Raw genomic sequence first — 14,727 nt, 5'->3', positions numbered from 1 at the left:
AGGTTATATTTATTCTATTAGTTTATAGAATAAGAGTGTATTTAATTATTGAACAGTAACATCGATTGTACGAGTTTCAATAACCTCATTATCTGAGTTAAGAATAAATACAGTAATCTTAGCTGTACCAGTATCTACACCTGTAATTTCTACAGTTTCACCATCTGCATTAATTGCAACAGTTGCAACTGCTGTATCATCTGATTCTGTACCTAATGCTTCGCCTGTTCCAAGATTAGTTACTGATTTAGAGCTATCTACATCAGTTTTATTTATTGTCAACGGAGTGTTATCTAATCTTGTTAAATCTTTAACTACTGCATCATTATATGCTGTTACAGCTGCATCTAAGTCTGCTTTAGCATTTTGTAATTGTTGTAAAGTTGCATTTGTATCATTTGCTACAGTTTCTGCTGCTGCAATTGCTTGGTTAAGTTTAGTACCTGAGCCAACTACAGTATCACCTACTGTTTTGCCTTCTGTATTACCTGCATTTGCTGTTGCTTTTGCTGTTGTAATGCTTGCATCTAAATCTGTCTTAGCAACTGAAATTGCGCTATTCCCGCCTTATGTATTATAGCGAGCCTACACCGTACAAGCGACTTTCATCGCATACGGCGTGCCATCAATAAGTTTGACATACTTACTGACTAGGTTCCTTCGCTCGTGTTAGTTTTACCCTCCTTACTTGTTACCAAGCAAGTGCTAACGGCTAACCTTCCCTACTACTACGAACCTGCTGCCATTTTTTATAGGTTATTGATGCAATCACATCTCGCTATAAAAAACTTCAAACGTTCCATTAAAATGATCCCTCTTTTTAATACCCTTAGATTCCCACTATACACATATAAACATCAATAGTTTAATAGTTAATTGTCCTATTGCCAAAACAAGTATTTCAACTTATTTGTCTAATATAAAACCCCTAGCGTAGCTTTTTATCATATTAGCTATTTATATGGTTTTAAATGATGGGTTCGTTGTCCTAATCATAGATATTTTTTATGGAGCTCCGCCTCAGGACTACCTGAGTACGACTTCACCTGACTTCGCCCCTTCCACATGATTGTGCTTCACTGGACGCAGGAGGATTAAGCTCATGCTTATGTACTATTAGCAAGGATTGGAATTTCGCCAATCTACTCATTTCAATAGTTATATTTTGATATTTTAGTACCAAAACACATACATTTCATCAAATTCCTATCATTTTCTTTTTATGTAAAATATTTGAAATTATAGTGTAAAGGAAACCTCTCTAGCAAATGCTAGAAAGGAAACCTTTTATTGATTTATAGTATAACGTTTCGTTTATTTTTATTAAGGAGTTACTACTACTGTTTTAGTATCTTTTAAAGCTGTATTTGTTTTATGTGTTACTTCAACCACATACTCATCAGGATTTCCAGTTGACGTTACACTAGTAATTGTTGCTTTAGTAGTATCAATACTATATGCAGCTTCTAAATCTGCTGCAACTGGATTTGTGTCTGTTAAGTTAGTCACTTTAGCTAATTCTGCAGCTAATTCTGCTTGTTGCGCTTTAAGCACTAATGAATTTGCATATTCTAAATTGAATTTAGAAGTTTTAGCTTCTACTGAAGAGTTTTCTTTAGCTTGGTTACCAGCAATATCTTTAATTGTGATTTCTGATTTACCACTTGTAGCTTTAGGAACGATTGTAATTGTAGCAGCTTGGCTAACATTTACAGGACTTTCTAGTGTTAATACTAATTTATCGTTATCAATAGCATCTTTGTCTGCAACAGTAGCACTACCATTGTATTTAGAAGTCGCAGCAATTTCTGTAACAGCATATGTGCTACCGTTAATTACTACAGCTAAATCTTTAGCAGCTAATTGCTTATTATTAGCATCCTTATCGTTAACTGCTGATGCAACTTGAATTGCTTCATTAAATGTTACTTCAATTTGATCCGATTTTGTTTGGTTTGTAACGTCATCAGTACCTACATAATAAACTGCTGATTTTAATTCTGGTGCTACGTTATCTGCTACTGTGAATACTTTTTCAACAGGTTCTTTTGTTTGTAATGAACCTACAATAATTGAGCCTGCTGCTGTTTTCACATTAGTAGTAATACCTAATTTGTACTGTGTACCAGTTGCAAATGTATTTTTAGGGAATACAATTTTCACTGTTTTACGATCATTAACAAAGTCTACTGTTGTGCCTGCTGGTAAAGCTTTACCATCAAGTGTGTAGTTTGCTACATCGCGAGCTGTATCAGACATATCTGCTGGGTAAGCAAATTCAATTGAGTTTTCATCAAAAGTTGATTTCACACGATATTGCCCTGTTGTAAGTTTGTCGTTATTTGTAATTTCTTGGTTTAACGCGAATGGTGTATATTGGAAATTAGACTCTGCTTCTTTACCTACTGATACTGTGAACGCACTGTTCTTAACAGTATTTACAATATAACCTGCTACTGTGTTTGTATTTTCTTCGTTTTTGAACTTGCCTTCTTTAAACTCTACTGTATAAGGAGCTGCAGACAAATCTTGTAAAGCTGAATTTGGATCTTGTGGATTTACTTTTTTACTTAGAGAAATAATATCATTTGTTTTATTTGGTGCATCGCTGTCTTTTAATGCTGCTTCAAATCCTGTTACAATGATGCCATCTTTATCTCTAACAACAAAGTCTTTTGTTTCTGTTAAAGGTGAAGCATCTAATACTAATGTATTAGTGAATTTTACTTCTAGGTTTTTGTTATCTTTTGTTAATGTTGTTGTTTCTACTACAGGTTTTGTATTATTTTTATTTAATGTTACGTTTTGTGTTGATTTTTTACCAACTAAACCATCAGCAGTATACTTTTCAAAAGTAACTGTTAAATCAACTGATGTTTCATTAGCACGATATAATGGGTTACCATCTTTAGCGTCTGTAACTACTACCCAAATACCTTCTTTACCTTTGTAAGTTGTTTGAGCAACTTCAGCTACAGCTACAGTTTCATTAGGAACTAAAGCAGTTTTGCTGTCAAACTTATGAGCACCTTTATTTACTGTGAAATTATTTGCTGTTAAAGGATCTACTTTTACGTTTGTAGATACGAAGAAACGGTTAGCATTTACTGCTTCAATACCTGTTACTTCTGGTGCTGTAACTTGGTCAGTCACTGTGTAAGTACCATTTAACACACTCGCTTTTGAAGCGTATGCTGATGATGTATCAAGTACATCAAAAATTACAACTTCATGTTCGCCTAATTTTTTAGCTTGTGTTTTAGCATCAGTATTTGTGATGTCTACTTTATAACGATAATCGCCAGCTGTACCTAAAACATCTGTTGTTCCTGCTTTAACTGATACTGGAAGTAGTTCTTTACCGCCAATTTCAATACCATCAACCTTAACTAAAGTAACATCTTTAGCTACTGGACGGTCAAATGTAAATTCTAATGTGTCACCTTTTTTAACTGTTTTAACTAATCCTGGTGCTGCTGTTTCAGAGAATGTAGTTTCAGCTGTAACAAACTTCTCGATTTTTTTACCTTCTTTTGAAAGGATAGCATCGTTAGTTTGAACTACATATTTATCACCATTTTGGAATGCTGGTTTAGCTTGAACTGATTGGTCTAGTAAAATTGTAGCTACTTTACCATCTTCAGATAATTGAATATCTAAGATAGATGCGCTTGTATCATTATTTACTTTTAATTGATAGTTAGCTTTATCTGTAGCTGTTTTTTTGTCAACTGCTTGTGAGAAGTTTACTTGTAATTCTGAAGCGTTGATTGCTTTGATTGATTCTACAACTGTTGCTGTGAAATCGTAAGCTTTTTTAACGCCGTTTACTTCTACTTCACCTTTTTTACCATCTAAAGAAGCGATCGTTAATGTGTAGATAGAGCCGTCGCCATTAGATGCCGCTGCTTTCACTTCTACTTCTTTACCATCAACTTGTACTTTGAAGTTTTCTGCTGTTAAATCTTTGTTAGCTTCAGTTACTGAAACTGCTAAAGTTGTAGCATCTTTAACTTCTAAAGCTGCAACTTCTACTAAGTCTGCTGCTGGTGATGCGTCATAAGCACGCACTGAGAAGCTAGCCATTTGAATACGTTTAACCGCTTCACCTGGTTTGTAAGGGTTAGCTTTAGTAACGCCGTTTTGAGCTAAGATTACAATGTACTCTTGGAACTCTTTTGTTGCTTTGTCAAGGTCTGAGATTTCTACTTCTTTGTCAGTGCCTTCTAAGCCAAATGCGTTTACTAATACTTTAGCCATTTGTTGACGAGTGATGTTTTTCTCTGGTAATAATTGATTTTTCTCGTTACCAGTGAAAACTTCTGCGTCTTTAACAATTAGAGAAGCAAAGTATAATTCGCTGTCGCGTTTTTCAGATACATCTGAGAAACCATCAGTGATTTCGAATTCTTCAACATACTCTTTAAGACCGTTTAAGTCAGTGTCATAGCCTTCTTCAGCTGCGATATGACGAGCTAAGATTTTAGCTACTTGGCCACGAGTAACGTAGTCAGCAGGTTTGAAGTCGCCGTTTTCGAATCCTTTAACGAATCCTAATTCTACTGCGCGATCTAATTCTGCTAAAGTTTCTTTGTCGTAATTTGAAGTATCGTTGAAGCCTGCTGCTGATGCTGTAGGAACGATTGCTGCTGCTACTAAAGTAGCTGTCGCAGCTGTTGCTACGAATTTTTGATATTTCTTTGGTTGGTTAGCCATTGAAAAATTTCCTCCTCTGAGTTCGAAAAATTATGTTTTGGTATGCATGAAAGCACACATTAAACAACTACACATAAAAGTATAGTTGTATGCCAAAAAGATGTCAATGACATTTTGCTTAATAGAGACGATGCTCTAGCCCAGTCGCAAAACACACATTTGTTCATCTTGTCCTTATTGTCGGCTAAATAGCATGTAATTTCAAGCTTTAACTGTATTTTTTGCTATTTTGTAATGTTGTTGTCATATTTCTTTCATAAAGTATGCGTTTTGTAATCATTTTGCCTTATTCCTTTACAAAACGAAAAAAGCTCAAGCACTTTTGTGCTTGAGCTTTTTTCGCTTGGGCTACCAACCGATTTCCTTGCAGGGAATTTCTATATAAGTTATAGAGGAAATTTTCCTATACAACAGTAGTTTATCATTTACCTCTAAAAAGGACAATCATTTTTTATTTTTTTGTTTAACAACCTCAAGCAAAAACTGTGGCAACGCCATTTGGCGCTTAATACGAGATGGCTCTTTCACTAAACGATACAACCATTCTGTACCTGTTTTTTGGAACATTTGTGGCGCGCGCTTTACATTGCCTGCTAACACATCAAATGAGCCACCCACCCCTTGATAAATCGTAGGGTGCAATTGATCGCGGTGCTCGTTAATCCAGTTCTCCTGTTTAGGGCTACCCATCGCTACGAATAAAATAGCAGGTTTAGCTTCGTTAATACGCGTGCAAATTAACGCCTCGTCTTTTTCATAGCCGTCTTGTGTCCCTACGACTTGAATACCAGGGTATAATGTTTCGAGTTTAGCTTTCGCTTTTTCGGCAACGCCTGGCTTACCGCCGTATAAAAAGATGCGCTCGCCACGTTTAGCCGCCTCTTCACATAAACGCAGCATCATATCGACGCCCGTTACGCGAGAAGTGATGTCACCTTGCTGTAATTTAGATGCTAAGATCACACCAATCCCATCTGGTATTTGAATCTCTGCATCATTTAACAAACGGCGCAGGGATGGGTCTTGCTTTGCCTTCATGATTTTTTCGGGATTGATGGCAACGACTAACGACTTCTCGTTGCGTTCAATACGTGCAAAAACATCTTCCATTAGCTCATCATAATTTTGCGTATTCACTAAGATATCCAGTACACGTTCTTTTTTCATACGTTTTTAGCATCTCCTAATAAATGATGGTGATACCCTGCTTGTTGCCACTTGTTGCTATCAAGGCAATTTTTTGTATCAAACACGATTTTATGTTGCGGTGTTAGTGTTGTTGGGTCTAGCTCTTTAAATTCATTATGGTCGGTTAATACGACAATCACATCGGCTTGATTTACCGCTTCTTCTAAGCTTTGAGTTTGCGTAGCATGTTTATTGTCTTTAATATGTGGGTCGTGCGAGATTACAGTTAAGCCTAAATTTTGCAACTCATCAATGACGTAAGTTGACGGGCTTTCACGCATATCATCCACATTGCCTTTAAACGCTAAACCGAGGACAGCTACTGTACCGCCAGAGATTTTAGCCTCATTTAAAATGCGCTGCGTCTTTTGCGCTGTAAAGCGTGGCATGCTGTCATTCGTTTGGCGTGATAAATGAATGATTTGTGCTGTGTCGCCACCCAACTCTACTAAAAACCATGGGTCAACAGCGATACAGTGACCGCCAACACCAGGCCCTGGGAAGTGTACATTTACGCGTGGGTGATAGTTTGCTAGCTTGATTGCCTCCCAAATGTTCACGTCTAACTTTTCAGCAAGTTGTGCTAATTCATTGGCAAAGGCAATGTTTACATCACGATATGTGTTCTCCATCACTTTCACTAACTCTGCTGTTGTGGCATCTGTTAAATGAATCGTACCTTGTACGAATGTTTCGTATAATGCTTTTGTCATCTCGGCCGCTTGTTGTGATACACCACCAACAATACGGTCATTTTGAATTAACTCATCAAAAATACGACCAGGGATTACACGCTCTGGTGAGTGTGCTACATGTAGTTGCTCACCAATTACTAAGCCTGTTTTAACAAGCTCTGGCAACATCACATCTTCTACCGTTTTAGGTGGTACGGTTGATTCAAGGACAACGAGGTTACCTTCCTTAATATAAGGCACAACTGCTGCTGTCGCTTGGCGTACGTACTCTAAGTTAGCCGTATGGTCGGCATTGATTGGGGATGGCACAGCAATAATAAAAATATCCGCCTCTTTTGGTGTTGTGGATGCTGTTAACAAGCCTTCGTCTACCGCTTTATTTAAACGCTCCTGTAAACCAGGTTCTTCTATGTGTAATTGCTTTTCTTGAATACTTTTTACAGCCGCTGGGTTTACATCAACACCATGTACTTGCACACCATAGTTGGCAAACATTACCGCTGTTGGCAATCCAATGTAACCTAGCCCCATAACACAAATTGATTTCGTCATCGTTCGTTATCTTCCTTTCAGAAACTCGTCTATTGAAGTAGTATACAACTTTCTCTTTTCAGTGTGAACTGTATTCGGTGTTTTTTGTCAGTTGTCACACTTGTTGCCTTTCTCTATACTGATAAACATAGGAGGCGAGAAGTTTTGAAAAAAGTTTTACTCATATGTACTACTGTACTATTATTCGTTGGTGTTCTTTGGTATTTTATCACACAATGGCAACGCTTTGACCCCAACGATAAATTACTAGCACTACATCATAATATCATATTGAACGTTACGGGATTAGAACTTGTTCCAAGCGCAACAATGACAACCGAAAAAAAGTACGCAACAGACGATCAATATACATATGTTGTGAAAGATGGCAAAGAAGTTGGCACTTTCACCATTACAGTGCGCACACTCGATAATGACGACCAATTTGTGTTTTATCATTTAACTAACACGACAGACCAACCACTTGAAGGCACTTTACAAATTGGCTTGCCTACTAAAACGTACACATTCAAACCATTTAAAACACCCACTCAGCCAGAGCATGACCGCGTCTACGGTCCTGATGAGACATCATCACTTAAAGGGTTGTTACGTGCAGATGGTAAGGATGTCTTGTTCTCTCAAAACTTTATCTCCCATCGCCTTGTGGAGAAATATGAAGATGGTACAACGAGTACATTAAAGGATTTAGTAAAAGAAGAGCGTGAACACACCTTAAAGCAGCGACAACAACATGCTGTTATGGAAATCCCTTTACAAACACCAGCCAAAAACGACGAAAGTGAAGGGTGGCTTTTAATAGGAAGTAAGTCATTATTAGAAGATGATAAAGAATTTACATTTTTCGATAATTATATGGCAGATTATTATATTAACGCACCCAAATGGCTGACAGCGGATGGCGCTTACACTAAACTCCCTTGGTCGATTGAACCCACCACTAAACTCGGTTACGGTCGCAAGCTCATTGGCATGCAGCAAAAAAATATCGCACTGCGCTACGAAACCAATCCTGAGCGTTTATATTACGACTTACTCATCAATGCCACTAACTATTTATTAGACTATAAAACCGATACAGACATTTGGCCAACCGAGTACACAAGCACATGGCTTAAAAATGATTATGGCATTAAAGCGCCGTATCTCGATACACGCCACAATGAAAATATCGCGTTGTTTCTACGTATGGTAGGTACATTTTTAGACGATAAAGACTTACAAGAGAGCGACCAGCTGTATGGCAATTATTTAGTCGCCCAACAAACAGTAGGCAATGTCTTTGAAACTAAAAATGGTTACTATATTTTAGATTATTATGCCGAGTCACAAACTAAAAAAACACATGTCTCACTCAATCATGCGTTTGGCGAAATGACCTTTTTATTTAAATTATATGAGGATACAGGCAAGCAGGCTTACCTAGACACAGCCTTGCAAATAAAAAACGCGTTTGAGGATACAGGTTTAGCTTGGCAAAACCCTAATGGTGACTTATGGTACCAAATTAACGGAGATGGCTCATTTGAAGGGCAAGACTACGATGTTTTAACTTTAACAGACTTTATTAATGTGCTCGATTATTATAAAAAGCTCAATATCCCATATGACCGTTCCATTTATGACACATTAATTCGCAGTAAAATTCAATTTTTAATGGCGGAAGAAATCGTCATCTTACGCAGTGTCAAAGAGGACTTACTACGCCTCGGTTATACGGAGATTAAAGATTATACCTTAACCAAAGAATATGAAGACGACGCATCATAAAAAAAGGCACTGACGAGTTACCGCTTGTCAGTGCCTTCTTTGTGGGATTAGCCTAATAAACGCAAGATCGCTTGCCCTCTTTGCATATGCATAGCTAATACTTGTTGCCCCACCTGTGCTAAAATTTGTGCCTTCACCATGTTCATCATTTCTTTAGCAATGTCTGTATCTCGAATACGCGACTCTGCATCTTGCAAATTCTCTGCCATACTTTGATTCACATTATAAGCATGCTCTAAACGATTTTGGTAAGCACCCAGTTGCGCTCGCTGATGGGATACTTTATTGAGGGCTTGCTCTAATGTGCCAAGCGCATGATTCGCATCCTCCTGTGTCGCAATCGAAAGATTATCTAAACCGAGTGCCTCTGCACTCATATGGCCTATGTTAATCTCCATATACTGCCCACTATTAGCCCCAACTTGAATGTTAAGCCCTTGATCTTTATAGTCCCCATTTAACAAAGCACGCGTGTTAAACTCGGTGTCTGTAGAGGTACGTGTGATTTCTTTTAATAACTCATCTACTTCTAATTGTAGTTTTTGACGGTCTTCATCTGTGTTTGTATCATTTGCCGCTTGTACGGCTAATTCCCGAACCCGTTGAATGATAGCATGTGTTTCGTTAATTGCACCCTCTGCCGTTTGCAACAAAGAAATACCATCCATGATATTTTTTGATGCCATGTTGAGCCCACGTATTTGCCCACGCATCTTTTCTGAAATCGCTAAACCAGCAGGGTCGTCTGCTGCGCTGTTAATGCGATAACCTGTGCTTAATCTAAGCATTGCTTTATTGGCTGTTGCCCAGTTGCGATTCATATGCCCTATAATCGACATCCCTTGCGATGACCATTCTCCTATACGCATCCTTGCTCTCCTCCCTTTATCATAATATCGACCTATATGTAAGCTCATTGTATAGTAAAAGACGATGAATCTTCTCTATATGTTAGAAAATTCATCGTCTTATTGACTCATATTCACTTTAATTAAACCTCCAATTGTTGTTTTGCTGCTGTTAACTCATAAAATGTATTGGCATCATTTTGATCTAACGCACAGTCAATCAAATAATCATAGTTACGTTGTAACCAAGCCACTTCAAACTCATCTTGCTCTACCTTTTCTAGAGGTGGTGCAATTTTCGGTGTTTTTGCTACTAGCTCTTCAAGTAGTGGTAATAAATATTCTTGAATATTTGACATTAACATTAATTGATAGAGCGGTAAGCGCAAGAAACGATTGCCTTTTTGAAATACAAAAATGTCGCCTAAATTTTCAACTTGCATCGTATCAAGATTTACAATCATTTCTTTGCCTTCAATTGGCACAAAATAGTATAATTCTTGTTCTTTAATAACAGAGAAATATTGATAGGCAAAAACGAGTCTCAATTTACGTCCTGTAACTTTTGTATAAAATGGTTTCATGTACTTTACTTCAATCATACGCTTACACCCCTTTTTCCGATATTTTTTACATTATAACACGATTTCTGCTCTTTAATCAAACTTTTCTGAATATTCTACTTTATGATGAGGTTTCTTCATATCGCCATTTATAACGCTTACCTTCTTTCCCTTTTAGCAGTATAATGATAGGATGATATTTTTAAGGAGGCGAACCATATTGGGAATTGCGGTCTCATCCATCGCTAAAACACATAGCCAATTTATTGAACAGCAACTCGCACAATTTGAGGCGCAACTTAACCCTAACGTAGAGGCAGATGAAGCACTTGTTAAGCGTGCCATTTTTTATATACGTAATCAAACGATTGAAATTAAATCCTATAACGAAGCGACTTTAGGTATTCAAGCTGTAATGACGCAACCTCAAACCGCTTTTATCACGTTAGCACCTTCACAAAATACATTATATTGTTCATGTGACGGGGCTAATTTTTGTGTGCATAAATTAGCCGTACTTTTAACATTTTACCAGTATCTCCACTCTGTGCAAAACTGGCAAAGTGAGTGGTTATCCGCCAAACAAGTACAACAGCAAACATTAACCAATGAGCGCACGCCACAAGCTTGGGCAATGAGAGCTGAGCAAGCGCTACTTTACATCTCAGAAGAACGACAATTTGAAAGTTATAACTTGTACTATGCAAAAAACCATATTACGCAAGACTTGCGTAAAACGATGCCTTTTGAGCGTGAATGGCAACCCATTTACTGGCTGTTTATGGAGTTATATCTCACAAAACGCATTTGGCAAATGCTTGACGAACAAGAGAGCAGGCATTTTCACTTAACGCGACCCGCCTTTTTATTTTTGTTAAAAGATACGAGTGAAAAGCTGACAAATTATGCTGAAAAGCTACACGCTATGCCGAGACTATTTGCAACGGATACATTTTATACAGCCATCTTACAATTAGCTCGTGACTTTTTAACATTGCCAGAGCATTTAGCCGAACGCTTAACCATCTATACCACTATCATTGAAAACTTATTGCCAACAGAACGACAATTAAAAGATGAAGCTGACCAACAACAACTACCAGCTGCTCAAGTAGTATTTGCTATTTTATTAGATGAGCCATGTACAATAAATATTGACGATGTGCCAACCTTATTTTATTTATTACAATTAGCCAATGATAAAAATGCTCGCTTAAACGAAGCATTAGCGAAAGAACTATTGCCTCTCTTAGCAGACTATATTGATACATTGCCTACCCATCAACGTGACGAATTTACAAGCGGTGTATACCAAGCTGTACAACCATTAACACTGAGTGTAGAGGAAGAAATGCAACTTTTTGCCTCGTTCGGGACAAGTGGTATTGCACCTTTTTCACGCTATTTAATTGAACAAAACCGTTTTGATGAATGGATTGCCTTACACTTACTACATGCTAAAACGTATAGCCAAGTCGAAGCCAATGGATTAAAAACAGTATTAAAAATGCAACCGCAAGCTGCGTTGCCTTTACTACACCATTTTGCCCTGCTTGAGCTTGACGGGAAATCGCGTCAACATTATAAACGTGCTGTACGTATTTGGAAGACAATGAAAACAGCTGCAAAAAAAGCAAATGAACGTCAATTCTTCAACGACTATATGACAACGATTCAACAACAATATAAACGTTTACGTGCATTGCAAGAAGAATTGGAGAAAGGAAATCTATTTTTATGACACAAACGCCCTTTACTAAGTCATTACAATTACATACAACAATTGATGACCAAGACTATGTGCATATACAATCTCCAACGCATTCAGCCAAACAATTAAATCAATTATTATGTTATCGCTATCCTAAAAACTTCTTCGGTACAACTGCGCAAGAAAGAGAATCTTTGATTTTACCTTTATATCAATTATTAGATGTACTAAGCGAAACATACCGCAATCCCTTTTTACAAATTGATACAACCTTGAATACCTTACTGCCATTATGGGAGAGCAATGAGTTATTTGATTATGCCACATTTGATGGGCAGTTAAACTTTACTTGTGAGCATGGTACATTGCTGCGAAGCGCTGTATTAAGCGCTTTACATGAGCAAGGTATTGCTGAGGCGCAACTTGAAACATTATTACCCACATTAAAAAATGGCGGTTGGCCATTGCAAGCACACCGTAAAATTGATGATGTTTATGTGGCTGTGCGCCTAAGTGAACCTGTAACAGATGATAACTGGCTACTAGAAACGGTGTTATATACCGATACAACAGCTTATTGGACACCTGCACAGCGCAAGAAAACAAGTGCTATCGAGGAGGCGCTACCGCAAAAGTGGAAGGCATTAGCGCCTAACATCCAACAAGAACAAGCGCGCCTCATTGACTTATTATCTCTATCTCAACATAGCGAGCAATTTTTAAGCCATGCAATGTCAGAAGGCGATGTGCGTGCATTTTTACGTGATGACGTTAGCTTATTACAAGCTTTTGGCTTTGAGGTGATTTTACCTTCTTGGCTAAAATCTTTACAACCTACTAAAATGCGTGTTGCCTTACAAGCAGGCTCAGCTAAAGCCATTACTAGTCTGGATGATTTAGTGAATTTCAATTGGGAAGTCTCTTTAGGGGAACATACACTTGATGCAAAGCAGTTTATGCAACTTGTAGAAAGTGAACGTGAGTTAGTGCGTATTGGCACCGATTGGTTTAAAGTAGATGCCGAATGGACAACGCAAATTAAGGCGATTATTGATAAAGCAACTAAAGAAAAAGTGACAGTGCGAGATTTATTGCTAACAGATGTTATGGAGGAAATCACGCCCGAATTAGAAGACGATATAGATCCTCTCCTGACATTCCAATTACAAAAGACCATGCAACAATTTGTTGCCACTTTGCGTGATAAAGAACAGATTCCTACATTGGCTGTGCCGCCTTTACTACAAGCCACATTACGCCCTTATCAAAAACAGGGCTTTGAATGGCTCACTTTTATGCGTCAACAAAATCTAGGTGCTTGCCTTGCAGATGATATGGGGTTAGGTAAAACTGTACAATTGATTACGTACTTAACAGCTCTCTACGACGAACAACCGTCTGCTGCACCATCACTTATTATTTGCCCGACCTCAGTATTAGGCAACTGGCAAAAAGAGTTAGCACGATTTGCGCCACATCTCAATGTTTATACACACTATACCGCTCAACGTGCTAAGGAGGATACATTTAATCCTCATCTTTGCCAAGTAGTATTAACTACTTACGGAACAATTACACAAGATATTCATTTTCTTGCCCAGACAACATTTGCAGCCGTCGTATTAGATGAGGCACAAAACATTAAAAATATGCAAACCATGCAATCCAAGGCTATTAGACAACTACAAGGGACACATCATATTGCCTTAACAGGGACACCTGTAGAAAATCGCTTAGCGGAATTATGGGCAATCTTTGATTTCATTCAAAAAGGCTATTTAGGTACGTTCTCTAGCTTTGTAAAGAACTACATTACGCCCATTGAGCGCGAACAAGATGAAAACATTACAGAAAAGTTGCGCATGAAGATTCAACCCTTTTTACTACGTCGCACAAAACGTGATGAAAATTTAGCGTTGAATTTACCAGATAAACAAGAAGTGAAAGACTACTGCCCGCTCACGGCTGAACAAGCTGCTTTGTATGAAGCTTATGTATCAGAAACTGCCCTATCACTACAAGACTTACATGGCATTGAAAAAAAAGGTAAGATTTTAGTCATGCTTAATAAGCTTAAACAATTATGCAATCACCCAGCACTATACTTAAAAGAACCTTTAGATGATGCGTACACTTTATCTACCCGCTCCTTTAAAGTAGAGCGCATTTTACAGTTAACAAGTGAAATTGTGAGCAACGGGGAGCAATGTTTAATTTTCACACAATATGTAGGTATGGGAAAACTACTGCAATACTGTTTGAATGAACTATATGAGATTGAAGCTCCTTTTTTAACAGGCAGTACAACTAAATCACAACGTGATGCATTAGTGGATGGCTTTCAAAGTGGGGAATTCCCTGTCTTACTACTGTCATTAAAAGCTGGAGGAACAGGGTTAAATCTTACTGCGGCTACACATGTACTACATGCTGACCGTTGGTGGAATCCAGCTGTTGAAAATCAAGCGACAGACCGTGCTTATCGCATTGGTCAAACAAAGTTTGTACAAGTGCATAAGTTTATCACTTTGGGGACATTAGAGGAAAAAATTGATCAGCTTCTTACAGATAAATTAGCCTTATCAGAGGAGCTAATCCAATCGAGCAAATGGCTAACGGAGTTGTCAGAGGAAGAACTCCAACAATTAATGACACTAGAAAGATAAGGAGATTGTCTACAAGAG

10 protein-coding genes are annotated in these 14,727 nt (G+C 37.9%); 4 read left to right on the top strand and 6 right to left on the bottom strand.

Going from position 1 to position 14,727, the window contains the following annotated elements; translation table 11 throughout:
- Positions 1-45: 45 nt before the first annotated feature.
- Entirely contained in the window at positions 46-282 is a 237-nt protein-coding gene (locus IEW44_RS01935) for a hypothetical protein (protein WP_188613328.1), read from the bottom strand.
- Between the two features lie 4 nt (positions 283-286).
- On the opposite strand from IEW44_RS01935, the gene IEW44_RS01930 reads away from it, so the two are divergent.
- Complete coding sequence (locus tag IEW44_RS01930) at positions 287-580, top strand: hypothetical protein (RefSeq protein ID WP_188613327.1); 294 nt, start codon at positions 287-289, stop codon at positions 578-580.
- Positions 581-1,323: 743 nt separating this feature from the next.
- On the opposite strand, the gene IEW44_RS01925 is transcribed toward IEW44_RS01930, so the two are convergent.
- The 3 genes from IEW44_RS01925 to IEW44_RS01915 form a co-directional block, all read right to left on the bottom strand.
- Positions 1,324-4,716 (bottom strand): S-layer homology domain-containing protein, encoded by a 3,393-nt coding sequence (locus IEW44_RS01925; protein ID WP_188613326.1) that lies wholly within the window; start codon positions 4,714-4,716, stop codon positions 1,324-1,326.
- 444 nt (positions 4,717-5,160) lie between these two features.
- On the bottom strand, positions 5,161-5,883 hold the full coding sequence (locus IEW44_RS01920) for a WecB/TagA/CpsF family glycosyltransferase (protein ID WP_188613325.1): 723 nt from the start codon (positions 5,881-5,883) through the stop codon (positions 5,161-5,163).
- Positions 5,880-7,151, bottom strand: a complete 1,272-nt coding sequence (locus tag IEW44_RS01915) for a nucleotide sugar dehydrogenase (RefSeq protein WP_188613324.1) — start codon at positions 7,149-7,151, stop codon at positions 5,880-5,882. The genes IEW44_RS01920 and IEW44_RS01915 overlap by 4 nt, the downstream gene beginning before the upstream one ends.
- A gap of 144 nt (positions 7,152-7,295) precedes the next feature.
- Here IEW44_RS01915 and IEW44_RS01910 point away from each other — a divergent pair, with 144 nt between their 5' ends.
- Positions 7,296-8,921 (top strand): hypothetical protein, encoded by a 1,626-nt coding sequence (locus IEW44_RS01910; protein ID WP_188613323.1) that lies wholly within the window; start codon positions 7,296-7,298, stop codon positions 8,919-8,921.
- A gap of 47 nt (positions 8,922-8,968) precedes the next feature.
- Here the strand turns inward: IEW44_RS01910 and IEW44_RS01905 are convergent, their stop codons facing one another.
- Both IEW44_RS01905 and IEW44_RS01900 read right to left on the bottom strand, forming a co-directional pair.
- Positions 8,969-9,790 (bottom strand): flagellin N-terminal helical domain-containing protein, encoded by an 822-nt coding sequence (locus IEW44_RS01905; protein ID WP_188613322.1) that lies wholly within the window; start codon positions 9,788-9,790, stop codon positions 8,969-8,971.
- Between the two features lie 122 nt (positions 9,791-9,912).
- Complete coding sequence (locus tag IEW44_RS01900; RefSeq protein WP_188613321.1) at positions 9,913-10,371, bottom strand: transcriptional regulator; 459 nt, start codon at positions 10,369-10,371, stop codon at positions 9,913-9,915.
- A gap of 181 nt (positions 10,372-10,552) precedes the next feature.
- Between IEW44_RS01900 and IEW44_RS01895 the strand changes: the two genes are divergently transcribed.
- A complete protein-coding gene (locus IEW44_RS01895; RefSeq protein ID WP_188613320.1) occupies positions 10,553-12,073 on the top strand; it encodes a hypothetical protein in 1,521 nt (506 codons plus the stop codon).
- The gene (locus IEW44_RS01890) at positions 12,070-14,709 is read left to right on the top strand and encodes a DEAD/DEAH box helicase (protein WP_188613319.1); all 2,640 of its coding nucleotides are present in this window, start codon (positions 12,070-12,072) and stop codon (positions 14,707-14,709) included. Before IEW44_RS01895 ends, IEW44_RS01890 begins: the two co-directional genes overlap by 4 nt.
- Positions 14,710-14,727 lie beyond the last annotated feature (18 nt).

Source organism: Lysinibacillus alkalisoli (genome assembly GCF_014643595.1).
GTDB lineage: Bacteria > Bacillota > Bacilli > Bacillales_A > Planococcaceae > Metalysinibacillus > Metalysinibacillus alkalisoli.
The sequence above is the reverse complement of the archived record's forward strand: the minus strand, read 5'-3'. Positions and strand labels throughout refer to the sequence as shown.